The sequence below is a fragment of the Lactococcus lactis genome (assembly GCF_029023865.1).
GTDB classification, from domain to species: Bacteria; Bacillota; Bacilli; order Lactobacillales; family Streptococcaceae; genus Lactococcus; species Lactococcus lactis.
On the sequence record NZ_CP118969.1, the window covers coordinates 1,081,047 to 1,104,745 of the forward strand.

The window sequence follows — 23,699 nt, forward strand, 5'->3', positions numbered from 1 at the left end:
CATTTGCACCCTTTGTCTCTTTTCGGATTTTTTCGAGGATTGATGAGTGTGTGAATTGCGGTTTTTTGAATTTCGGAGGAAAATAATGGCAAATAAAAAACTAGCATTTCAAGATATTATCTTGACCCTACAAGGCTTTTGGTCTAAACAAGGGGCAAACTTGATGCAAGCTTATGATAATGAAGTAGGAGCAGGAACAATGAGCCCTTACACTTTCTTGCGTTCAAACGGACCTGAACCTTGGGGAGCCGCCTATGTGCAACCTTCACGTCGTCCTGCTGACGGTCGTTATGGTGAAAACCCAAATCGGTTGTTCCAACACCACCAATTCCAAGTTGTATTAAAACCATCTCCAAAAAATATCCAAGAACTTTATCTTCAAAGTTTAGCTGAACTTGGAATTGATGCTTTAGAGCATGATATCCGCTTTGTTGAAGATAACTGGGAAAATCCTTCAATGGGATGTGCCGGTATTGGATGGGAAGTTTGGATTGATGGGCAAGAATGTACTCAATTTACTTATTTCCAACAAGTTGGAGGAATTGAAGTTGATTCCGTAACTTCAGAAATCACTTATGGTTTGGAACGTATTGCGACAGTTATTCAAGAGGTTGATTCTGTTTATGACCTTGAATGGGGGAATGGCGTAGCTTACGGTGATATTTTCAAAGAACCTGAATACGAACATTCTAAATTTGCCTTTGAAGAATCAAACCAAGAGCTTTTACTTAAACTTTTTGGAGAATATGAACAAGAGGCGCTTGATTTATTAGATAAAGGTTTAGTTCACCCAGCTTATGATTATATTTTGAAATCTTCACATACCTTCAATTTACTTGATGCACGTGGAGCAGTTTCTGTAACTGAGCGCGCAGGCTATATGCATAGAGTTCGTACAATGGCACGTAAGGTAGCAAAAACTTTTATTGAAGAACGTGCAAAACTTGGTTTCCCGCTCTTAAAAGATGAAGCTTTACGTGAAAAATACCTTGGTAAAAAAGGAAAATATACTAAGATTGTAGAAGGAGAAGAAAAATAATGACAAATTACTTACTTGAAATTGGTTTGGAAGAAATTCCAGCACATTTGGTGACTCCTTCAATCAATCAATTAGCCGAAAGAATGGAAACTTTTCTTAAAGAAAATCGTTTAGAATTTGATAAAATTATTAAATTTTCAACTCCACGTCGTTTAGCAATTATTGTTGAAGGTTTGGCAGAAGCGTCAGAAGCGATTGATGAAGAAGTTAAAGGTCCATCTGCTAAAATTGCTAAAGATGCGCAAGGGAATTGGTCAAAAGCGATTCAAGGTTTCTCAAGAGGACAAGGAGCTACTCCAGATGATTTAATCCTTAAGGGTGATTATTATTATGCTAAAAAACATATTGACGGAGTAAAAGCAGAAGAAATTCTGTCTAAAGTTGGCGATGAAGTCATCGCAAAAATGACATTCTCAACTTATATGAAATGGGGAAATAATGATTTTCTCTTTGTTCGTCCGATTCAATGGATTGTTTCACTTCTAGAAGATAAAGTTGTTGCTTTTGATTTATTGGACGTAACAGCAAATCGTTTTTCACGAGGCCATCGTTTCTTGGCAAATGTTGAGGTTGAACTCAAAAATGCAAATGATTATGCTAGCAAAATGCCAGAAAACTTTGTTTTAGTTGATGCTGAACATCGTAAAGCAGAAATTTCATCTCAAATTTTGGCTCTTGCGTCTGAAAATAAATGGCAAGTTACTTTGCATAAAGATTTATTAGAAGAAGTAAATAATATTGTTGAATATCCAACTGCCTTTGTTGGTTCATTTGATCCTAAATATCTTTCTGTTCCAGCAGAAGTTTTAGTGACATCAATGCGTGATAATCAACGTTATTTTGAAGTTTATAACCAAGAAGGTCAACTCGCACCAAACTTTATCTCTGTCCGTAATGGGAACGCTGAAAATATTGAAAATGTAGTGCTTGGAAATGAAAAAGTTTTGGTTGCTCGTCTTGAAGATGCAGAGTTTTTCTGGAAAGAAGATCAAAAACTTAAAATTGAAGATTTGGTCGCTAAACTTGCTAAAGTAACTTTCCATGCTAAAATTGGTTCAATTACTGAACACATGGCGCGAACAAAAGAAATAGCCGCTAAGTTAGCTGATATTGCTGGTTTGACAGATGAAGAAAAAAGAGACGTTGCCCGTAGTGCTGAAATTTATAAATTTGACCTTTTGACAGGAATGGTTGGAGAATTTGATGAATTACAAGGGGTAATGGGTGAAAAATATGCGCTTTTAGCTGGTGAAAATGCAAATGTTTCTGCAGCAATTCGTGAACATTATATGCCAACTTCAGCCGAGGGAGAATTGCCTGAAACAAAAGTTGGTTCTGTGCTTGCAGCAGCTGACAAAATTGATTCAGTCCTCTCTTTCTTTAATGTTGGTTTAATTCCTTCTGGTTCAAATGACCCTTATGCCCTACGTCGAGCAGTACAAGGCTTGATTCGTATTATTGAAAAAATGAATTGGCATTTCGATTTATCTTTATTTATCGACCAATTTGAAGGTGAAAATCATCTTGAAATTTTGGATTTCGTCAAAGCACGTATTCAAAAACTCTTGCTTGAAAAACTCGATCGTCATGATATTGTTGAAGCGGCAATTAATAGTTCAAACTTTGATATTACAAACATGATGGAATCGGCTTTTGTCATTGATGGGCACAAACTTCACGAACCTTTTAAACCAGCAATTGAAAATGTTTCGCGTTCAATTAATTTGGTTAAAAAAGCAAAAGATATTAAAGAAATAAATCCAACACTTTTTGAAGAAGATGCAGAAGAAGCTCTTTATAACGTTGTTATTTCTCTTCAAAATCAATGGACTTATATGCCTGGTGAAGAAAAATTCAGAGCAATTGTTCATTCACTTGCACCTGCAATTGAAACTTTCTTTGAAAGTGTAATGGTAATGGCTGAAGATTTATCAGTTCGTGATAATCGTATTGCGTTGTTGTCAGAAGTTGTTGCATTAACAAGTGTTATGGCTGATTTTTCTTTGATTAATACAAAATAAAATTGATAGATTTACTGACAGAAAGTTTATTTATGACTCTAAAAAGCTGTCAGTAAAATTTGAGTTCTGTCAGTAATTTTAACAATATTCATGAAGAAAGGAACTAAGAAATGGCAATTACAAATGAACAAGTAGAACGTATTAATGAATTAGCGCGTAAGAAGAAAGCAGAAGGATTATCAGAAGCTGAGCTTGAAGAACAAGCCCTTTTACGTCGTGCTTACCTCGATAGTGTTAAAGCAAATTTCCGCTCACAAGTTGAAACCATCAAAGTTATTGATGAAAAAACAGGAGAAGATGTTACTCCGGATAAACTTAAAGAAATTCAACGTAAGAATGGGATGCGCGACTGAGCTTTTTCTTGCAAATATTTCATAAAATGTTAAAATAAATATTAATAAATGATGGGTATGGTGCACACCCGAAACCGCTTTAAGAATAAAATCTTAAAACTAATGGCGCCTACAAACAAAAGGCTATCTCCAAGTAGTCTTGTTTGTAGCGCCTTTTGTTTTGTAAAATATTATAAAGTGAGTTAAACTCACAAACAAGGAGTTTCAAAAATGAATTTTTTTAAAGTAGGAATTTCAAGAAGCGCAATTTTATATGTCTTCTTAGCTGTAATTATTGGGGGATTAATTGGTATTGTTGATGCTATATTTGGTCGAGGGCTTATCTATATTACTGAATTTAGAGATAGTCATGCCCTATATTTAATTCCATTTTTAACCTTAGCTGGTCTCTTAATCGTTTATATTTATAAGAATTTTGGTAAAGACAGCCAAAAAGGAATGGGCCTAATTTTTGAAGCGGGGAATCATGGGCGAGAAGATATTCCAAAACGTCTTGTTCCGCTGATTGTTTTCTCGACTTGGCTTTCTCATTTGTTTGGTGCCAGTGTTGGTCGTGAAGGAGTTGCAGTTCAAATTGGTGGTGTGATTGGACATGCGATTGGTAAAAAACTCTCAGCAAAAGAAGCTAAAAAAATACTTTTGATTACTGGTATGGCTGCTGGTTTTGCAGGGCTCTTTCAAACGCCAATCGCGGCAACTTTCTTTGCTATTGAAATTTTAATGTTGGGTAAAATTGAGTATAGAGCTTTAATCCCAGCTTTGGTTGGTTCATATGTTGCAAGTTGGACTTCAAGCAGTTTGGGATTAGAAAAATTTTCTTTCGCAATCAATACTAACATTCATATTGACCCTTTGGTTCTTTTAAAATTGGCTGTCATTGCCGTTTGTTTTGGACTTGTAGGAAGATTTTTTGCGGAATCTTTAGCTTTTATGAAAGCAACCGTCGCTAAAAGAATTGTTAATCCTTATTATAGAATTATTTTGATGGGAATTGTCATCTCAATTGGTTTACTTGTTATTCATTTGGACCGTTATGCTGGTCTTGGGACAAATTTGATTTCTTTAAGTTTTAATGGTGGACATATCAATGGATATGATTGGATATTAAAATTAATCTTTACGGTTTTATCAATTTCTGCTGGATTCCAAGGTGGGGAAGTCACACCACTCTTTGCTATTGGTTCAACATTGGGTGCAGCTTTGGCTATGCTCTTTGGTTTACCTGTCGAATTTGTGGCTGCTGCGGGTTATGTTTCAATTTTTTCAGCCGCAACAAACTCTTATTTTGGGCCAATTTTTATTGCTGCGGAGGTCTTTGGCTTTGGTTCGGTTCAATATATCCTACCAATTATGACAATTGCCTATGTTTTGAATGGAAATTCATCCATTTATGCGCAAGAAGTTCTAAATTTGGAAGTTTAAACAAAAAGATGACCTCTCTGGGTCATCTTTTTTTATATAATTTTTCAGTTTTAATGTAATCAATAACGTTTTGAGGTAAGAAGTAAGTGGGTTCAATATTTTTGGCAAACATTTCCCTTAGCATTGTACTAGAAATTGGTAACAAGGGAGCATCAAGCCAAGTAACAGGATAAGGACTTTTGGAGATTGTATCCGTTCTTCTTAAGGCAATGAATGTCACAAGTTTTAGGAGTTCATCAATTTTGTACCATTTGGGAAGATATTCCACCATGTCGCTACCAATAATGAAATAATAATCGGTATCAGGATTAGCTTCAGTCAGGAGTTTGAGCGTGTCATAACTGTAAGATTTTCCACCACGTTCAATTTCAATCAACTCAAGACCGAGTCTAGGATTTTCTTTGATTGCTAACTCAAGCATTTTAACTCGATGTTTTGCAGAAATGGTTTCTTTTTCATCGACATGAGGTGGAATATTTTCAGGCATTAGTAATACCTTATCCAAATTCATTTGTTGGGCAACTTGGTCAGCCATCATTAAATGAGCATGATGAATTGGATTAAAATTTCCTCCTAATAGACCTACTTTTTTTCTGTTCCCTTTATCCATAAGGGGGCTTTCTCCTTAATTTTTGAAATTATTTAATCTACCAATATTTTGAATCAGTCAATTTATATTGTACCATAGCTCATCGCAATCTATAAGACTAAAGAAAAACTCCTCAAGGGAGTTCTTTAATTTAAGATTCGATTTGGACAATGTATCTACTGTTAATATAATGCTCGGTGTTATCCTCATCAATTACAAGGCAATTTCCGTTGCTGTAACCTTTCTTGAAATGTAAGGCAGAGACGACACTTCCGTCTATTAAGTGGATTTTTACACTATCATTTTGTTTAAGTAGTTTCTTTAGATAACTAATCATAATCCTCTCCTTTCTCCATTACTTCTATTGTAGTATAAAAAACATAAGTGGAGCAAAAAATTGACTAGTTTTATATAAAATACATGGCGAAATTTAAATTATAATTTATTGTATAATTATAAAGGGTTCCCAGTACAAATTTAGGGTAAAATTTGATAAAATAAATATTAGAATTGCGTTAAAATCGGTATGATTAGCGGAAGTGAATATGGGAGAAAAAATTATGCCACATCTATATCAAGACGACAGTCTTACATTACATACGGACTTATATCAAATTAATATGATGCAAACTTACTTTGAGCTTGGACGACATCAGCGTCAGGCGGTCTTTGAGGTTTTTTTCCGTGAGATGCCCTTTAAAAATGGTTATGCTGTTTTTGCTGGTTTAGAAAGAATGGTTGATTATTTAAAGAATCTTAAATTCTCGGAAACAGATATTGCCTATTTGCGCGAATTAGATTATCCAGAAGATTTTCTAAATTATTTAAAAGAATTGCGTTTTACAGGAACAGTTAGAGCGATGCAAGAAGGACAACTTGCTTTTGCTAACGAACCTTTAGTGCAGGTTGAAGGTTCGCTTGCGGAATGTCAGTTGGTCGAAACAGCTATTCTTAATATTATAAATTTCCAAACTTTGATTGCTACTAAAGCTGCTCGTATCAAATCTGTAATTGGGGATGACCCTTTGTTGGAATTTGGGACAAGACGCGCTCAAGAAATGGATGCAGCCATTTGGGGAACACGAGCAGCAATCATTGGTGGTGCTGATGCGACATCAAACGTTCGTGCAGCTAAAATCTTTGGTTTGAAGGCTAGTGGAACACATGCTCATGCTTTGGTTCAATCTTATGGAAATGATTATGAGGCTTTTAAAGCATACGCACAGACACATAAAGATTGTGTCTTCCTTGTGGATACTTATGATACTTTAAGAGTTGGAGTTCCTTCAGCGATTAAAGTGGCGCGTGAATTTGGCGATAAAATTAATTTCCAAGGTGTACGAATTGATTCTGGAGATATGGCCTATATCTCGAAAAAAGTTCGTCAGCAACTTGATGAAGCAGGATTTACTGATGCAAAAATCTACGCTTCAAATGATTTAGATGAAAACACAATTTTAAGTTTAAAAATGCAAAAAGCAAAAATTGATGTTTGGGGAGTTGGAACTAAATTAATTACGGCTTATGATCAGCCAGCGCTTGGTGCAGTTTATAAATTAGTATCTATGGAAGATGAAAGTGGTCAAATGCAGGATACCATTAAACTTTCAAGTAATGCTGAAAAAGTTTCTACACCAGGTAAAAAACAAGTTTGGCGAATCACCAAAAAAGCAGACGGCAAATCAGAGGGGGATTATATTACATTTTCTGATGAACGCCCAGATGTAGCAGAAGAAATTTACATGTTCCACCCGCTTTATACCTACATCAATAAAAATGTGCGAGACTTCAATGCCAATCCACTTTTGAAAGATATTTTTGTGGACGGCGAATTGATTTATGAATTGCCAAGCTTGCAAGAAATTAAAGAATTTGCTCGTGAAAACCTTGAGGAACTTTGGGATGAATATAAACGTGATTTGAATCCTCAACCTTACCCAGTAGATTTGTCACAAGAATTATGGAATCATAAAATGCGCCTAATTTCACAGGTGCGTACAACAGTATCAATGACGAGATTGGATGATGAATGATGAGAATAAGACGAATAGACCTCTGTGATGCAAGACTTTTCTGGGATGTCCAAAAGCAATTGGATACAGAAAGTAAGTTCATGATGCTTGAACCAGAGGAGCGAAGATTTGATTTTAGCCGAACAATTGGTCGAATTTCACGTTTTGATTTTTTAGTTGGTGCTGATGTTGATGGAAAATTTGTTGGATTTCTGTCAGCCAAAAGAGGAAACGCTAATCGAATTAGAAATACGGCCTATGTTGTTGTAGGAATTATTGAAGAATTTCAACACCAAGGAATTGGTTCTCAACTTTTTGAGGAATTAGAAAGATGGGCAAAAGAAAAAGGAGTAAAACGCTTAGAATTAACGGTAATGATTAATAACTATGCTGCGATTGCCCTTTTTCAAAAACATGGATTCACAATAGAAGGCGTTCGCCGTGAGGCAGTGTGTGTTGATGGGAAATACATTGATGAATTCTATATGAGCAAAATTTTAGATTAAAAATAGTTAATGACAGAGCTGTCAGTAAAATATAGAAACTGTCAGTAAAAGGAAGATAAAATGACATTACAAGATGAAATTATTAAAGAACTTGGTGTGAAACCAGTCATTGATCCTAAAGAAGAAATTAGGGTGTCAGTTGATTTTTTGAAAGATTATCTAAAAAAATATCCTTTCATTAAGTCTTTTGTATTAGGGATTTCTGGTGGTCAAGATTCTAGTTTAGCAGGTCGTCTGGCTCAAATTGCTATCGAGGAAATGCGTCAAGAAACTGCTGATGAGACTTATAAATTTGTAGCAATTCGCCTGCCATATGGTATTCAAGCTGATGAAGAAGATGCCCAACGTGCGCTTGCTTTCATTCAACCTGATGTCAGTTTGACAGTAAATATTAAAGCTGCTGTTGAAGGGCAAGTGGCAGCCCTCAATGAAGCCGGAATTGAAGTATCAGATTTCAACAAGGGAAATATTAAGGCACGTCAACGTATGATTACTCAGTATGCTGTGGCTGGTCAATATCAAGGAGCGGTTCTTGGAACAGACCATGCAGCAGAAAATATTACTGGATTTTTCACAAAATTTGGTGATGGTGGAGCAGACTTGCTCCCACTTTTCCGCTTGAATAAACGCCAAGGAAAAGCACTCTTGGCTGAACTTGGCGCTGACCCAGCCATTTACGAAAAAGTTCCGACTGCAGACCTTGAAGAAGGAAAACCAGGACTTGCTGACGAGATTGCATTAGGTGTGACTTACAATGATATTGATGACTACACAGAAGGTAAAGTGATTTCTGAGGATGCTAAGGCTAAAATCGAAGCATGGTGGAATAAAACACAACATAAACGTCACTTACCAATTAGTGTTTTTGATGATTTTTGGAAATAAAAACAAAAAATTACTGACAGGATTTCTGTCAGTAATTTTTTTATTAAAAATGATGAGGACTTGAATAAGAAGTAAAATGTAATTATGATATAATTAACTAAAACGTTTACAACAAAAAGGAGGGATAAGATGACATTTATTGAAGTGATTAATGAGTCTAAAATCTATCAATCAGGACAAGAGAAGATTTATGCCAATGACCAAGTAAATTTTGAAATTGAAAAAGGAGAATTGGCTGTCATTTTAGGTTCCTCTGGGGCAGGTAAATCAACAGTCCTAAATATTTTAGGAGGAATGGATACAAATGATGAGGGAGAGGTTATTATTGATGAGGAAAAAATCTCTAATTTTTCAAACAAAGAATTGATTACCTACCGACGTTATGCCGTTGGTTTCGTTTTTCAATTTTATAATCTTGTCAATAATTTGACAGCACTAGAAAATGTCGAATTAGCTTCTGAAATTGTCGAAAATGCTCTGGATGCTAAAGAAGTGCTGAAGAGTGTCGGTCTGGAACATCGGCTTCATAATTTTCCTTCGCAACTTTCTGGTGGCGAGCAGCAAAGAGTAGCGATTGCGCGTGCCATAGCCAAAAATCCAAAAATCTTGCTTTGTGATGAACCAACCGGTGCCTTAGATTATCATACAGGAAAACAAATCTTGAAAATTCTTCAAGATATGGCCAGAAAAGAAGGAAAAACAGTTATTATTGTCACGCATAATGCTGCAATTGCTCCAATTGCCAACCGTGTCATTCAAATGCATGATGGAAAAATTAAACAAATTGATAATAATAGCCAACCAGAAGATATCGATAGAATTGAGTGGTAAGCTATGCGAAAAAAAACTTTAAATAAAGAAATTCGCAGGTCAATTACGGGTTCATTAGGTCGCTTTATTTCTATTTTTTCCTTGATGTTGTTAGGGACTTTCGCTTTTGTCGGACTAAAAGTTTCTGGACCCGATATGAGAAGGACAGCGGAAGATTTTTATGCTCAACATCATTTAGCAGATTTGACGCTAACTTCAACTTTGGGATTGGACCATTCTGACCAGCAATTAATTAACGAAACCAAGGGTGTAAAAAAAGCAGAATTTGGCTATTTTCAAGATTTGGTAATCAAAGGAAAAGAAAATAGTCTGCGTTTATTTTCTAAACCAGATGAATTGTCAACTTATGAGTTAATGTCAGGCAAGTTGCCTCAAAAAGATTCAGAAATTGCTTTAGATTATTTATATGATGGACAATATAAAATAGGACAAACCATTGATTTTACCCCTCCCAAATCTAAGGATTCTGATTTGATAAAAAATCATTCCTTTAAAATTGTTGGATTTGTGAAATCAAGTGAATATGTCGATAAAAGTGATTTTGGCTCAACGACAGTTGGAACGGGTAAACTTAATGGGTATGCGCTTGTTACCAAGGAAGCCTTTGATTCTGATGTTTATATGATTGCTCGCCTATCCTATAAAAACTTACAAAATATCTCCATTTTTGATAGTAAATATGATAGCCGTTTAAAAACCGAACAAAAAACCTTAGAAAATACTTTTAAGAATCAACCAGAAAAACGCTTAGCAGCACTGAAAACAGCCCCAGAAAAACAGATTAATGAAGCGAAAAGTCAAATAGTTGAGGAAGAAAATCAACTCACTCAGCAAGAAAATCAATTAATCGCTCAAAAGAATCAAATTGGGGAAAATGCATCCGCTCAAGCGATTGAGCAAATCAATGCAGGCCAAAATCAAATTAATGATGGAAAAGAAAAGATTGCTAAAGATAAAGCAGAGCTTGCAAAGCAGGAAACAGCCCTAAACCAGCTTGAAAAACCGACTTATCAAATTAATAATCGTAAATAAGGAAATCCGGGGTATAAGACATTTTTAGATGACTCAACAAGAATTGACAGTCTTTCAAATATTTTTCCAGTAGTCCTTTTTGCGATTGCTTTATTAGTGAGTTTGACAACAATGACTCGTTTTGTGGAAGAAGAGCGAGGAAATATTGGGTTACTGAAGGCTTTGGGATATTCTAACCGTGATATTCGTAAGAAATTTATGGTCTATGGATTAGTTTCTAGCGATTTAGGAGCTTTAGTAGGAACAATTATTGGACATACCTTTTTGCCGATAGCGGTATTTAATGCTTACACAGCTTCATCTACCTTTAGCAATTTACGGTTAACATTCTCTCCTTTATGGACAATAGTTGCTTTTGCGATAGCTATAGCTTGTAGTCTTTTTCCAGCATATTGGGTTGTCCGAATGGAACTAAAAGAAGTACCAGCCAGTCTCTTTTTAGCAAAAGTACCAAAAGCAGGCTCACGGATTCTTTTAGAGAAAATTAATTTTATTTGGAAAAGAATGAGTTTTACTTATAAGGTGACGGCTCGAAATCTATTTCGCTATAAAAAGAGAATGTTAATGACTATCTTTGGTGTCGCTGGCTGTACCGCCTTACTTGTCATGGGATTTGGAATTCGTGATTCCATTTCTGGTTTATCAAATAAACAATTTGGTCAAATTTTGCACTATGACATGATTACTATTGAAAAAAATAAAGTAAATGACAAAGAAAAAGAAGAGATAGATAAAGAATTAGCCTCATCAGAAATTGAGAATTATTTGCCGATTGCCTTTGAAAATTTGACAAAAGAAGCCAGTGGCAAATTAGAGAAACAAGAGGTTAACTTAATTGCGACAAATCGTTCTGATGATTTATCAAAATACATTAGTTTAAAATCTCGTAAAAATAGTCAAAAAATTGAATTAAATAACTCTGGAGCAGTCCTTTCAGAAAAATTTGCTGAACTTTTAGACCTTAAAGTTGGTGATTCTCTGACACTAAAAGATAGTGAAAATCAGCCTCATAAGATAAAAGTAGCAGCAATTACTGAAATGTATATGGGCCATTATATTTTCATGAATCAATCGGTTTACCAAAAGGTTTTTAAAAAAGATTTTGTGGCAAATGCCCAATTGATTAAGTTGAAAAATGCGTCTACAAATAATATTCAAAAAATGTCAGCTCAATTTATGCAAGAAGACGGAATTCAAGCAGTTTCACAAAATAGTGACCTCAAAAAGGTGATTGAATCCTTTATGTATGGCATTAATAGTGTCATGATTGTTTTGATTACTTGTGCCATTTTACTTGCGATTGTTGTCATATATAATTTAACAAATATCAATGTTTCCGAGAGAATTCGCGAATTAGCCACAATCAAAGTTTTAGGATTCTATGACCGTGAAGTCACACTTTATATTTATCGAGAAACGATTTTATTAAGCTTTTTAGGAATTCTGGTTGGTTTTGGTTTGGGGGATTATTTCCATCAGGTTATTATGAACCAATTGTCAGCTGACCAAATTATGTTTGCACCGGGATTACTTTGGACAAATCTTTTATTATCGGCAGCAATTACTTTTGCGACTACTCTTTTGCTAGCTATTGTTGTTCATTTCAAATTAAAAGCCGTGGATATGCTTGGGGCTTTGAAATCAGTAGATTAATCATTAAAAATTTTACTGACAGCTTTTTAAGAAATAAAAAAATTACTGACAGAAATTTCATCAGTAATTTTTTTATTATTTTTCAACTTTACGTTTGAGGTCACCAATTTGTTGGCCTTTATCTTCGTCAGCTAAAATCTCTTCAAAAGCAGGGAGTTGAATTTCTTCTCCATATTTTTGGTAAAGAGCAGTAGTCACCAAACGATAAGCTAGTCGTGCATTTCTTGAAAGAATTGGCCCATGGAAATAAGTTCCAAAAGTATTTTTGTAAATTAAACCTTCGGTTTGGTCATCTGGATTATTTCCACCACCGTAAACGACGGTTCCTAGTGGCTTTTCGTCATCAGACAGATAGGTAATTCCTGAATGGTTTTCAAAACCATAATAAGTTTCACCAAATTCTTCATTGTGAGTTTCAATATCACCAATAAAACGGTCAGTTCGTAAATTTTCAGTATAATGTCCAAGAATTCCCGTTCCTTGAATTTTTGTCCCTTCGGAATTAACATAGTACTGACCGAGCATTTGATAACCACCGCAAATTGCAAGAAGTGGTTTTTCAGATTCAATGTAATCTTTTAAAGGTGCTGACAAGTCAAGCAATGATTGGTCAGCAATAATTTCTTGCTCATAATCTTGACCACCACCCCAGAAAACAAGGTCATAATCTTCTTTTGCAAAAGTATCACCTAAAGAAACGATATTGAAGGTCATCTCTGCCCCTAATTTTTCTCCGACATACTTGAGCATGAGAATATTTCCATTATCACCATAAGTATTCATTAAATCACCATAAAGATGAGCCACGTTGAGGGAATACTTTGGATTTTCAAGATTTGATTTTAAAGAGATATAAGCCATTTAACGCATTTCCTTTCCAAGATAATGACCCTCAGCCAATAATTCACGCATTTGTAACATGGCAGTGTAAGTTGCCAAAATATAAACATGCTCTTTTGGACTCTCTTTAATTGCCTCTAAAACTTCTGAAAGTTCCTTGCGTTCAGAAATATTTTCGGCATTAAATCCTGTCACACGCATTCTTCTAGCCATTTCAGATGAACGAACACCACCTGTGATAATTTGGTCAATTTCCATGTCATTAATTAATTCAAAATTAGCATCCCAAATCCAACTTGTGTCAATTCCGTCAGCATAATTGGCATTTAAAAGGCTAACTAAAGTGAAAGGATAATTGGCTAATTTCATCATTTCAAGGGCTTGATTAGCACCTACTGGATTTTTAATCAAAACAATGGTTACTTTTTTTCCATCAATTTCAAGCGTTTCTTGACGACCAAAAACTGCTTTAGAAAGTTCAAAACCAGCCGCAATTGTTTCTTTTGGCACATTGAAATATTCAGCGACAGATACAGCAGCAAGAGCATTATAAATATTATAAAGTCCGCCAACATTAATTTTATAATCTGTCCCATCGATGACAAATTTAGAAGAAGTATTTGTAATCTCTGATAATTCTGTCAGTTGATAATCTAATTCTGGACGACTAAAACCACAATTTTCACAGATATAATTTCCTAAGTTAGCATAGGTATTCATCTTGTAAGCCAAAATATGATGACAAACCGGACAAACAATCCCCTCAGTATTGTAATGAGCATGAGTAGGTTCATGGCTTTCATGGTTGAAACCATAGTATTTTACAGGATTAACTAATTTTTTTGAGTTGAAAAGTGGACTATCGCCATTTAACAAAACCGTACCTTTAGGACTATTTGCCGCACCCTTGACAATAAAGTCATAAGTTGTATAAATCTCGCCATAGCGGTCCATTTGGTCACGGAAAATATTAGTAAACACAAATAACGAAGGTTTGATATATTCAGTGATTTTTGGCAAACTCGCTTCATCAATCTCAAGAACAGCAAATTTCTTTTCGCCAGTTTTCGCTTTGGGAGCTTTCAAAAATGTGGATACAATCCCCGTTATCATATTAGCCCCAGTTGGATTTGTCACAACCGGTCCAAAAGCCTTTTCTAGAATTCCCACGGTCAGTGCTGTGGTCAATGTTTTTCCATTTGTCCCAGTCACAACAATGATTTCATAATTTTTTGTCAGTGATTTAAGAATTTCAGGATCAAATTTTAAAGCAATTTTTCCTGGTAAAGTTGAACCGCGCTTGAAAAATTTTTCCAAGACAAAGCGCGATGAATTACCAGCAAACTTTGCAAATGAAGTTTTTATTGTCATAAGCAATATTATACCAAATACAGGGATTTTTTGCTCTATAAAATTTGAAAAAAAATTTATAAAACATATTTGATACTACTAACAAAAAAAAGTGATAAAATAATATCATTATGAATAGCAGAATATTCCAACACAATACTTTTACGACACTTTCTAGTGGTTTTTACAAGGGAACGATTACCCTCAAAGAAGCACTAGAACACGGATCAGTCGGTATCGGCACACTTGATACTGCAAATGGAGAAGTGACCATTATCAATGGAATCGCTTATCATGGGGACTCAGAAAATCATGTCCGATTAGTTGAAGAAGATGAGACAATGCCTTATGTGGCAATGGTCGAACATCAGCCAATCGCAAAGTTTACTGACAGCTCTGTCAGTAATTCAGAAGATTTTCTGTCAGCACTGACCAAGCGATTTCCAACAGCAAATACCGCTTATACTATTGTTATGACTGGTCAATTCAAAGAAGTGACAGTCAGTAGCAAACCAGCCAATAACACTCGTCCTTATGACGAAATTATGGCTGACCAACCTTATTTTACAAAAGAAAATATTTCTGGAACTATGGTTGGAGTTTGGGCGCCAAAACATTTGACTGACCTTTTTGGTCTTGGTTTTCACTTACATTTTGTCAGTGATGATAAAACTTTTACCGCACATGTCCAAAATTTCATTACAGAAAATCTTGAGATTGAAATTGGTAAAATAACCAAAATTGACCAAGAATTTCCTGACAATGATGAAAACTTTGACCAGCACTTATTTCAATAATTTTGTCTGATATAGAAGACAGACTTCTCAAATTTTGTTACTATTCAATTGAGAAGTCAGTAATTTGATTAAAATGTAATTTATAGAATATTTTGCTATAAAATAAAAGTAATTTTAGCTCTCACAGAACCGCTCCCTACATAATAAGAGCGGTTTTTTATTGCAAAATATGCTATAATTATTCTAACTGATTTTTAGTTATAAAAAAGCAAAAAAAAAAAAGTTCAGTGGATGAAAAGTAAATTTCAAACCAGTTTAGGTCCACAAGAACTCTTATAAAGGAATCAAAATGAATCTACAAGAAATGAACGCGCGTAAGGAAAAAATTCGTAATTTTTCGATTATCGCCCATATTGACCACGGAAAATCAACACTTGCTGACCGTATTCTCGAGCAAACTGAAACTGTTTCAAAACGAGAAATGCAAGCCCAACTTCTTGACTCAATGGACCTTGAACGTGAACGCGGAATTACCATTAAATTAAATGCTATTGAGTTAAATTATAAAGCCAAAGATGGTGAAACTTATATTTTCCACCTCATTGACACGCCGGGTCACGTTGATTTTACTTATGAAGTTTCACGAAGCCTTGCTGCCTGTGAGGGAGCAATATTAGTTGTTGATGCCGCACAAGGAATCGAAGCCCAAACCCTTGCAAACGTTTATCTTGCTTTGGATAATGACCTTGAAATTTTACCAGTCATCAATAAGATTGACCTACCAGCTGCTGACCCAGAAATGGTTCGTCAAGAAATTGAAGATGTGATTGGTTTAGATGCCTCTGAAGCCGTTCTTGCTTCAGCCAAAGCTGGGATTGGTATTGAAGAAATTCTTGAACAAATTGTTGAGAAAGTTCCTGCCCCTCAAGGTGAAGTTGACGCTCCGCTCAAGGCTTTGATTTTTGACTCAGTTTATGATGCATATCGAGGCGTTATCCTTCAAATTCGGGTCATTGACGGCTCGCTTAAAGTTGGCGACCGTATTCAATTGATGAGTAACGGTAAAGAATTTGATGTCACAGAAGTTGGTATTTTCACACCAAAAGCTGTTTCTCGTGATTTCTTGATGGCTGGAGATGTTGGTTATGTAGCTGCATCTATTAAAACCGTTGCGGATACACGTGTCGGAGATACCGTGACCCTCGCATCAAATCCAGCAACTGAGGCCCTAAAGGGTTATAAAGAAATGAATCCAATGGTATTTGCGGGGATTTATCCAATTGAATCAAATAAATTCAATGACTTGCGCGAAGCCCTAGAAAAACTTCAATTAAACGATGCTAGTCTTCATTTTGAACCTGAAACATCGCAAGCGCTTGGTTTCGGATTCCGTTGTGGTTTCCTCGGTCTTTTGCATATGGATGTCATTCAAGAGCGTTTAGAACGTGAATTTGGTATTGATTTGATCATGACCGCGCCATCCGTTGTTTATCATATCAATACAACGGACGGTGAAACCCTTGAAGTAGCCAACCCATCAGAATTCCCAGATCCTACGCGCATTGAAAACATCGAAGAACCATTTGTTAAAGCTCAAATCATGGTACCAAATGATTTCGTTGGTCCGGTTATGGAATTAGCTCAACGGAAACGTGGAATTTTCCTAACAATGGATTATTTAGACGCAAATCGGGTCAATATCATATATAATATTCCATTGAGTGAAATTGTCTTTGATTTCTTTGATAAACTTAAATCATCAACTAAAGGTTATGCCAGCTTTGATTATGAGATTTCTGATTATCGTCCATCAAATCTTGTGAAAATGGATATTCTCTTAAATGCCGAAAAAGTCGATGCCTTAAGTTTCATTGTCCACAAAGACTTTGCCTTTGAACGCGGAAAAGTCATTGTTGAAAAACTTAAAAAACTCATTCCACGTCAACAATTTGAAGTGCCAATTCAAGCGACTATCGGAAATAAAATCGTTGCCCGTTCAGATATTAAAGCTCTTCGTAAAAATGTATTGGCCAAATGTTATGGTGGTGATATTTCCCGCAAACGAAAACTCCTTGAAAAACAAAAAGCCGGTAAAAAACGAATGAAAGCCATTGGTTCAGTAGAAGTCCCTCAAGAAGCCTTCTTATCTGTACTCTCAATGGATGAAGAATAAAACATCTTAAAATCACCATCAAGGTGGTTTTTTGTTACAATAAAAGAAGTAGAAAAGAGGTAGAAAATGAAAATATTTATCGTTGGAAGTACCGGACGTGTAGGTAAAAGTTTGCTTAAATCTCTCTCAACAACGGACCATCAAATCTATGCTGGAGCAAGAAAAGTTGAGCAAGTTCCTCAATATAATAATGTAAAAGCGGTTCATTTTGATGTTGATTGGACACCAGAGGAAATGGCCAAACAATTACATGGAATGGATGCTATTATTAATGTTTCAGGCTCAGGTGGAAAAAGTTTATTGAAAGTTGACTTATATGGGGCTGTCAAACTCATGCAGGCAGCTGAGAAAGCAGAAGTTAAACGATTTATCTTACTAAGTACGATTTTTTCTCTTCAACCAGAAAAATGGATTGGTGCCGGCTTTGATGCATTAAAAGATTATTATATTGCTAAACATTTTGCTGATTTATATCTTACTAAAGAAACAAATTTAGATTATACAATCATTCAACCTGGAGCATTAACAGAGGAAGAGGCAACAGGATTGATTGATATTAATGATGAGGTTTCTGCAAGTAACACAATAGGAGATGTGGCAGATACTATCAAAGAATTAGTGATGACCGATCATTCAATTGGAAAAGTCATTTCAATGCACAATGGAAAAACGGCGATTAAAGAAGCTCTTGAAAGTCTTTAAACTTTTCTTAACATTTAAAAGATACTTAAAAATTTAAGTATCTTTTTTGATTACAGTAAAAAATTGACAGGAGAGTCTGTAATATTTTATAATTTTAATGACGCTTAAAAGAAAGCGCTAAACAATAAATTGTCAATGTCCGCGATTTATTCAAAAAAATTTAAGGAGTTTTATGGACACAAAAAAAATTAGATGGTTTACCGTCGCATTCATTGCCTTTAACATGGTTTGGGGGATGGGGAATGTTGTTAATAACTTTGCCCAACAAGGAATTACTGTTGTTACCTCATGGCTGTTAATTTTGGCTTTGTACTTTATTCCCTATGCACTTATTGTTGGTCAACTGGGTTCAACTTTTAAAGATAGTAAAGGTGGGGTCAGTTCATGGGTTGAAAATACCAGTACAAAACGCTTGGCTTATTATGCCGCATGGACTTATTGGGTAGCTCACATTCCTTATTTGGCTCAAAAACCACAAGCGATTTTGATTGCTTTTGGTTGGGTGGGACAAGGAAACGGAAATCTGGTTAATCAGATGTCAATGACCGCTGTTGCTCTGGCTTCCTTAGCAATTTTTTTAGCTTTCTTATGGTTGTCAACAAAAGGGTTAAACACTCTGAAAGTGATTGGAGGACTTGCGGGAACAGCAATGTTTGTTATGAGTTTACTTTTCATTGTCATGGCGATTGGAGCACCTTTTATCGCAAAAGATTTCCACATTGCAACGCCTGACACGGGAAATATTAAAACTTATATCCCTAAATTTGACTTCAGTTATTTCACAACTATCTCAATGCTGGTTTTTGCTGTCGGTGGTGCTGAAAAAATTTCTCCTTATGTTAATCAAACGAAAAACCCAGCAAAAGAATTTCCAAGAGGGATGTTTTTACTTGCTGGAATGGTTGGTATCTGTGCCGTCTTAGGTTCGATTGCCATGGGAATGATTTTTTCAAGTGGTAATTTACCAAATGACTTGATGGCTAATGGTGCTTATGCAGCATTCCAAATTTTAGGTCAACACTTTGGTGTCGGAAACTTTTTAATGATTGTTTATGCTTTAACTAACGGTGTAGGACAAATTGCTGCCTTAGCTTTCTCTATTGATGCGCCATTACGCATTTTACTTGCTGATGCTGACCCAGAATTCGTTCCAGCATGGTTGCGTAAAAAAACGAACAAAGGAACGCTTAAAAATGGTTATACATTAACAGGAATTCTTGTAAGTATCATTATTCTTTTACCATTACTTGGAATCGGAGATATGAATGAATTAGTCAAATGGTTGACTAATTTAAATTCAGTTGTGATGCCAATGCGTTATCTTTGGGTCTTCTTTGCCTTCATTATGTTAAATCGGGCAGTGAAATATTTCCAATCTGAATATAAATTTATCAAACAAAAACGTCTAGCCATGATTGCTGGTGCCTGGTGTTTTCTCTTTACACTCATCGCCTGCGTGTTAGGAATGGTTCCAAAATTGGACTATGCTTCTAATCCGTCTGCATGGTGGTTCCAACTTGCATCGAATATTTTGACACCAATTGTCTTAATTTTACTTGGTATGCTTTTACCCTTCATTGCCCGTCGTGAACAACGCAAAACAAATGGTTTTGATTTAAATTCGCTCAATGTGGAATAAAGCCAGATTATCCCTGATTTTTTCAGGGTTTTTTGATGTTTTTTTTAGAATAAAACAAAAGGATAAGTATTCTTAAAAATATCTAAGGATTAATTGTAAAAACTAGTCTATATCTACGAGAAAAGCTGACTTTTCGTGCAAAATTTGGTATAATATAGATAATCTGTTTGTCAATTGGGGCAAACTCTTCCGAAAGCAAGAAAGGAAAGTAAAATTTCATTTTAATGAAATTTTACAAGGCAAACATGCAAGACAAAAATGTTATCAATGTCAATTTAGTTGAGGAGATGAAGACGTCATTTCGTGACTATGCAATGTCAGTTATCGTTGCACGGGCACTTCCTGATGTACGTGATGGTTTAAAACCCGTTCACCGTCGTATTCTCTACGGAATGAATGAACTTGGAAATACTCCAGATAAACCACATAAAAAATCGGCACGTATTGTCGGTGAAGTTATGGGTAAATATCACCCACACGGAGACAGTTCAATCTATGAAGCAATGGTACGTATGGCTCAATGGTGGTCTTATCGTCATATGCTTGCTGACGGACACGGTAACTTTGGTTCAATGGACGGAGACGGTGCCGCAGCGATGCGCTATACCGAAGCTCGTTTAAGTAAAATTGCCATGGAAATGTTGCGCGATATCAACAAAAATACCGTTGATTTCATGGACAATTTCGATGGTACTGAACGTGAACCGCTCGTTTTACCTGCTCGTTTTCCAAACCTTTTAGTTAATGGAACCACAGGGATTGCCGTTGGGATGGCAACAAACATTCCACCACATAATCTGGGTGAAACAATTGATGCAGTAGATATGCTCATGGAAAATCCAGAAGCATCAGTTACTGATTTAATGTCTGTGATTCCTGGACCTGACTTCCCAACAGGGGCTTTGGTTATGGGTAAATCTGGTATTCGCCGTGCTTATGAAACTGGTAAAGGTTCAATTACATTACGTGCAAAAACCCACATTGAAGAAATGGCTGGTGGGAAAGAACGTATTGTTGTGACTGAACTACCATATATGGTCAATAAAGCGCGTTTGGTTGAACATATTGTTCGTTTAAACCATGAAAAACGAATTGAAGGATTGACTGCGGTTCGTGATGAATCCAACCGTGAAGGAATTCGCGTGGTTATCGAAGTTCGTCGTGACTTATCAGCACACGTTATCTTAAATAATCTGTTCAAACTAACAAGTTTGCAAACTTCATTTGGTTTCAATATGTTGGCTATCGAAAAAGGAATTCCTAAAATTCTTTCTTTGAAAGAAATCTTAGTTGATTATATTGAACATCAAATAGAAGTTGTTGAACGTCGTACAGCCTTTGATAAAGCACGTGCAGAAGCACGCGCACATATCTTGGAAGGTTTACGTATCGCTCTTGACAATATTGACCGTATCATTACAATTATCCGTGAATCACAAACGGATGCCATTGCACAAAAAACAATGATGGATGAATTCCTCCTCTCTGAAAAACAATCGCAAGCTATTCTTGATATGCGTTTGCGTCGTTTGACCGGATTGGAACGTGATAAAATTGAGGCAGAATATCAAGATTTAGTCGCTTTGATTGCTGACTTAGCCGATATTTTGGCAAAACCTGAACGTGTTAAGAAAATTATTCGTGAAGAATTAGAAGAAGTTAAACGTAAATTTGCTGACAAACGTCGAACAGAATTGTTAGTTGGTGAAGTTCTTACTCTTGAAGATGAAGATTTGATTGAGGAAGAAGATGTATTGATTACTTTATCAAATAAAGGATATATCAAACGTCTAGCTAATGACGAATTCCGTGCCCAAAATCGTGGTGGACGTGGTGTTCAAGGAATGGGAATGTCTGATGATGACTTTGTTCAACATTTGGTATCTACATCAACACATGATCATTTACTCTTCTTTACAAATCTTGGACGTGTTTACCGAATGAAAGGATATGAAATTCCTGAATACGGTCGGACAGCAAAAGGATTGCCAATTGTCAATCTCCTCAAGCTTGATGACGGTGAAAAAATTGCAACAATCATCAATGTTGACCGTGACCAAGCGGCGAAATATCTCTTCTTCACAACACGTAATGGAATTGTTAAACGAACTTCAACCAGTCAATTTAGCAATATTCGGACAAATGGTTTGAAGGCTTTGAAACTCCGAGATGGTGATGAACTGATTAATGTGCTTAGAACTTCGGGTGAAGATGAGGTGATTATCGGAACTCATTTGGGATACTCAGTTCGCTTTAAAGGTGCAGTTGTTCGTGATATGGGACGTGCAGCAGCCGGTGTTAAAGGGGTTAACCTCAGAGAAGGCGACTATGTTGTCGGAACTTCACGAATTGATGATAGTCAAGAAGTTCTTGTCATCTCAGAAAATGGTCTTGGTAAACGAACTCAGGCTTCGGAATATCCAACAAAAGGCCGTGGTGGTAAAGGGATGAAAGTCATGAATGTCACAGAAAGAACTGGTAAATTAGCTGGTTTAACTGCTGTCAATGGTGACGAAGATTTGATGGTTATTACAGATACAGGGGTTATTATCCGTACAAATGTGGCTAACATTTCTCAAACTGGTCGAGCTGCCCAAGGGGTTAAAGTAATGCGACTTGATGATGAAGCACAAATTGTAACCTTTGCACTTGTAGATCCAGTCATTGAAGATGAAGAAGTTGATGCGCCAGAACTTACTGATGAAACAATTTCTACTGACAATAACGAAGAATAATTGAAAAGAAAGTCTGCCAGTTACTGACAGACTTTCTGACTGAATAAGATGGTGCTGACAGCTCTGTCAGTAAAAATTAGAGAATGAAAAAAATAATAATTTGGGTTCTAGCAACACTTAGTTTAATTAGCTTAAGTGCTTGCGCTAATGGAAAATCTAGTCAAAAAGATAATCGTAATTTATTAACGTCACCAATTAATAAAGACGTGACGACAATGGGAACTTACATTAAAGTCACTGTTTATGACAAAGGAAAAGAAGCTGCAGTAGAAAAGGCTCTAAAACTTCCTGTTGAATACAATAATTTAACAACCGTTAATCAATCAGGTTCACAAATTGATGAGATTAACCAAAATGCAGGAATTAAACCTATCAAGGTGAATTCAAATGTATATGAATTAGTTAAAGCTGGTTATAACTATTCAGCTAAAGATTTAGGTTATGATATTACAATTGGTTCACTGACAAGTCTTTGGAACATTGGAATGGATAACGCTAGAAAGCCTGCTCAATCAGAAATTGATCAAGTTTTGCCTTTAATTAATTATCATGACATAAAATTTGATGATAAAAATGAAACAATTTATCTGACACAAAAAGGCGCTCGTTTGGACTTGGGTTCCATTGTCAAAGGGTTTGTTGCCATGAAAATGGTTGATTCACTCAAAAAAGATGGTGTTACCACAGGGATTGTCAACTTGGGTTCTAGTTCGATTTATGTGATTGGTCATTCACCGAGAGGTGCTGACAGTCCGTGGACAATCGGAATTAAGAATCCAAATGATCCAACTGGGACTCAAATGGGGATTATTAAAGCTTCTAATGAGCACGTCAATACTTCAGGAATTTACGAAAGATATTTAGAAGTTGATGGGCATAAATACAGTCATATTTTAAATCCTAAGACAGGCTATCCTTTTGAGAATGATATTGCCAGTATCACCTTGTTAATTTCAGGAAAAGATAAGACCAATGGTGATGGTTTGTCAACAATGATATACGCTATGGGAACTAAAAAAGGTTACGAATACGTTGAAAAGTTGAAAAACGTTGAGGCTGTATTTGTTGATAAAGATAATAAGGTTTATATCACACCTGGACTGAAAGACAAATTTCAGCTTTCAGATAAAAAAACATTTGAAGTTGGTAATATTACAAACTTAAAACAATTGTTTAAATC

16 protein-coding genes, 2 pseudogenes and 1 riboswitch are annotated in these 23,699 nt (G+C 35.8%); of the genes and pseudogenes, 15 read left to right on the plus strand and 3 right to left on the minus strand.

Annotation, left to right across the window (positions count from 1 at the left end; translation table 11 throughout):
- Positions 1–85 precede the first annotated feature (85 nt).
- From glyQ to PYW37_RS05575, 4 genes are all read left to right on the plus strand, one after another.
- Complete coding sequence (gene glyQ / locus PYW37_RS05560) at positions 86–1,039, plus strand: glycine--tRNA ligase subunit alpha (protein ID WP_003130667.1); 954 nt, start codon at positions 86–88, stop codon at positions 1,037–1,039.
- Positions 1,039–3,060 carry a glycine--tRNA ligase subunit beta gene (glyS, locus tag PYW37_RS05565; protein ID WP_023189338.1) on the plus strand — a complete coding sequence of 674 codons (2,022 nt, stop codon included), beginning with the start codon at positions 1,039–1,041 and terminating at the stop codon, positions 3,058–3,060. The genes glyQ and glyS overlap by 1 nt, the downstream gene beginning before the upstream one ends.
- Positions 3,061–3,170: 110 nt before the next feature.
- The gene (locus tag PYW37_RS05570; RefSeq protein ID WP_004255340.1) at positions 3,171–3,413 is read left to right on the plus strand and encodes a DUF896 domain-containing protein; all 243 of its coding nucleotides are present in this window, start codon (positions 3,171–3,173) and stop codon (positions 3,411–3,413) included.
- A 44-nt stretch (positions 3,414–3,457) separates the two neighbouring features.
- Positions 3,458–3,532: riboswitch (Fluoride riboswitch) on the plus strand.
- Between the two features lie 91 nt (positions 3,533–3,623).
- Positions 3,624–4,835 (plus strand): voltage-gated chloride channel family protein, encoded by a 1,212-nt coding sequence (locus PYW37_RS05575; RefSeq protein WP_015426309.1) that lies wholly within the window; start codon positions 3,624–3,626, stop codon positions 4,833–4,835.
- Positions 4,836–4,857: 22 nt separating this feature from the next.
- Here PYW37_RS05575 and PYW37_RS05580 read toward each other — a convergent pair whose 3' ends face one another.
- Positions 4,858–5,445, minus strand: a complete 588-nt coding sequence (locus PYW37_RS05580; RefSeq protein WP_004255345.1) for a nicotinate-nucleotide adenylyltransferase — start codon at positions 5,443–5,445, stop codon at positions 4,858–4,860.
- 539 nt (positions 5,446–5,984) lie between these two features.
- On the opposite strand from PYW37_RS05580, the gene PYW37_RS05585 reads away from it, so the two are divergent.
- The 5 genes and pseudogenes from PYW37_RS05585 to PYW37_RS05605 all read left to right on the plus strand — a co-directional run bounded on the left by PYW37_RS05585 (position 5,985) and on the right by PYW37_RS05605 (position 12,343).
- The gene (locus PYW37_RS05585) at positions 5,985–7,457 is read left to right on the plus strand and encodes a nicotinate phosphoribosyltransferase (protein WP_021722509.1); all 1,473 of its coding nucleotides are present in this window, start codon (positions 5,985–5,987) and stop codon (positions 7,455–7,457) included.
- Positions 7,454–7,942, plus strand: a complete 489-nt coding sequence (locus PYW37_RS05590) for a GNAT family N-acetyltransferase (protein WP_023189335.1) — start codon at positions 7,454–7,456, stop codon at positions 7,940–7,942. Before PYW37_RS05585 ends, PYW37_RS05590 begins: the two co-directional genes overlap by 4 nt.
- Positions 7,943–8,002: 60 nt before the next feature.
- Positions 8,003–8,827 (plus strand): NAD(+) synthase, encoded by an 825-nt coding sequence (gene nadE, locus PYW37_RS05595; RefSeq protein ID WP_025017093.1) that lies wholly within the window; start codon positions 8,003–8,005, stop codon positions 8,825–8,827.
- Between the two features lie 129 nt (positions 8,828–8,956).
- A complete protein-coding gene (locus PYW37_RS05600; protein WP_010905758.1) occupies positions 8,957–9,658 on the plus strand; it encodes an ABC transporter ATP-binding protein in 702 nt (233 codons plus the stop codon).
- Positions 9,659–9,661: 3 nt separating this feature from the next.
- Positions 9,662–12,343, plus strand: a pseudogene (locus PYW37_RS05605) (ABC transporter permease).
- A 75-nt stretch (positions 12,344–12,418) separates the two neighbouring features.
- Here PYW37_RS05605 and gatD read toward each other — a convergent pair.
- Complete coding sequence (gene gatD, locus PYW37_RS05610) at positions 12,419–13,204, minus strand: lipid II isoglutaminyl synthase subunit GatD (RefSeq protein WP_021722506.1); 786 nt, start codon at positions 13,202–13,204, stop codon at positions 12,419–12,421.
- Entirely contained in the window at positions 13,205–14,554 is a 1,350-nt protein-coding gene (murT, locus tag PYW37_RS05615; RefSeq protein WP_003132046.1) for a lipid II isoglutaminyl synthase subunit MurT, read from the minus strand.
- A gap of 110 nt (positions 14,555–14,664) precedes the next feature.
- Between murT and PYW37_RS05620 the strand changes: the two genes are divergently transcribed.
- The 6 genes and pseudogenes from PYW37_RS05620 to PYW37_RS05645 all read left to right on the plus strand — a co-directional run.
- Positions 14,665–15,330, plus strand: a complete 666-nt coding sequence (locus PYW37_RS05620) for an acetolactate decarboxylase (protein ID WP_012897719.1) — start codon at positions 14,665–14,667, stop codon at positions 15,328–15,330.
- A 289-nt stretch (positions 15,331–15,619) separates the two neighbouring features.
- On the plus strand, positions 15,620–17,443 hold the full coding sequence (lepA, locus tag PYW37_RS05625; protein WP_023189331.1) for a translation elongation factor 4: 1,824 nt from the start codon (positions 15,620–15,622) through the stop codon (positions 17,441–17,443).
- Between the two features lie 66 nt (positions 17,444–17,509).
- Positions 17,510–18,145 carry an SDR family oxidoreductase gene (locus PYW37_RS05630; protein WP_012897721.1) on the plus strand — a complete coding sequence of 212 codons (636 nt, stop codon included), beginning with the start codon at positions 17,510–17,512 and terminating at the stop codon, positions 18,143–18,145.
- 172 nt (positions 18,146–18,317) lie between these two features.
- Entirely contained in the window at positions 18,318–19,784 is a 1,467-nt protein-coding gene (locus tag PYW37_RS05635; RefSeq protein WP_025017094.1) for an APC family permease, read from the plus strand.
- 245 nt (positions 19,785–20,029) lie between these two features.
- Complete coding sequence (gene gyrA, locus PYW37_RS05640; RefSeq protein ID WP_010905763.1) at positions 20,030–22,519, plus strand: DNA gyrase subunit A; 2,490 nt, start codon at positions 20,030–20,032, stop codon at positions 22,517–22,519.
- A gap of 83 nt (positions 22,520–22,602) precedes the next feature.
- A pseudogene (locus PYW37_RS05645) lies at positions 22,603–23,685 on the plus strand (FAD:protein FMN transferase); the annotation flags it as partial.
- Positions 23,686–23,699: the final 14 nt, after the last annotated feature.

Coding starts and splice junctions, on each gene's coding strand:
- PYW37_RS05575 (WP_015426309.1), top strand. CDS start 3,624: ATGAATTTTTTTAAAGTAGGAATTTCAAGAAGCGCAATTTTATATGTC.
- PYW37_RS05585 (WP_021722509.1), top strand. CDS start 5,985: ATGCCACATCTATATCAAGACGACAGTCTTACATTACATACGGACTTA.
- PYW37_RS05590 (WP_023189335.1), top strand. CDS start 7,454: ATGATGAGAATAAGACGAATAGACCTCTGTGATGCAAGACTTTTCTGG.
- PYW37_RS05635 (WP_025017094.1), top strand. CDS start 18,318: ATGGACACAAAAAAAATTAGATGGTTTACCGTCGCATTCATTGCCTTT.
- gatD (WP_021722506.1), bottom strand. CDS start 13,204: ATGGCTTATATCTCTTTAAAATCAAATCTTGAAAATCCAAAGTATTCC.
- glyQ (WP_003130667.1), top strand. CDS start 86: ATGGCAAATAAAAAACTAGCATTTCAAGATATTATCTTGACCCTACAA.
- glyS (WP_023189338.1), top strand. CDS start 1,039: ATGACAAATTACTTACTTGAAATTGGTTTGGAAGAAATTCCAGCACAT.
- PYW37_RS05630 (WP_012897721.1), top strand. CDS start 17,510: ATGAAAATATTTATCGTTGGAAGTACCGGACGTGTAGGTAAAAGTTTG.
- lepA (WP_023189331.1), top strand. CDS start 15,620: ATGAATCTACAAGAAATGAACGCGCGTAAGGAAAAAATTCGTAATTTT.
- murT (WP_003132046.1), bottom strand. CDS start 14,554: ATGACAATAAAAACTTCATTTGCAAAGTTTGCTGGTAATTCATCGCGC.
- PYW37_RS05580 (WP_004255345.1), bottom strand. CDS start 5,445: ATGGATAAAGGGAACAGAAAAAAAGTAGGTCTATTAGGAGGAAATTTT.
- nadE (WP_025017093.1), top strand. CDS start 8,003: ATGACATTACAAGATGAAATTATTAAAGAACTTGGTGTGAAACCAGTC.
- PYW37_RS05620 (WP_012897719.1), top strand. CDS start 14,665: ATGAATAGCAGAATATTCCAACACAATACTTTTACGACACTTTCTAGT.
- PYW37_RS05600 (WP_010905758.1), top strand. CDS start 8,957: ATGACATTTATTGAAGTGATTAATGAGTCTAAAATCTATCAATCAGGA.
- PYW37_RS05570 (WP_004255340.1), top strand. CDS start 3,171: ATGGCAATTACAAATGAACAAGTAGAACGTATTAATGAATTAGCGCGT.
- gyrA (WP_010905763.1), top strand. CDS start 20,030: ATGCAAGACAAAAATGTTATCAATGTCAATTTAGTTGAGGAGATGAAG.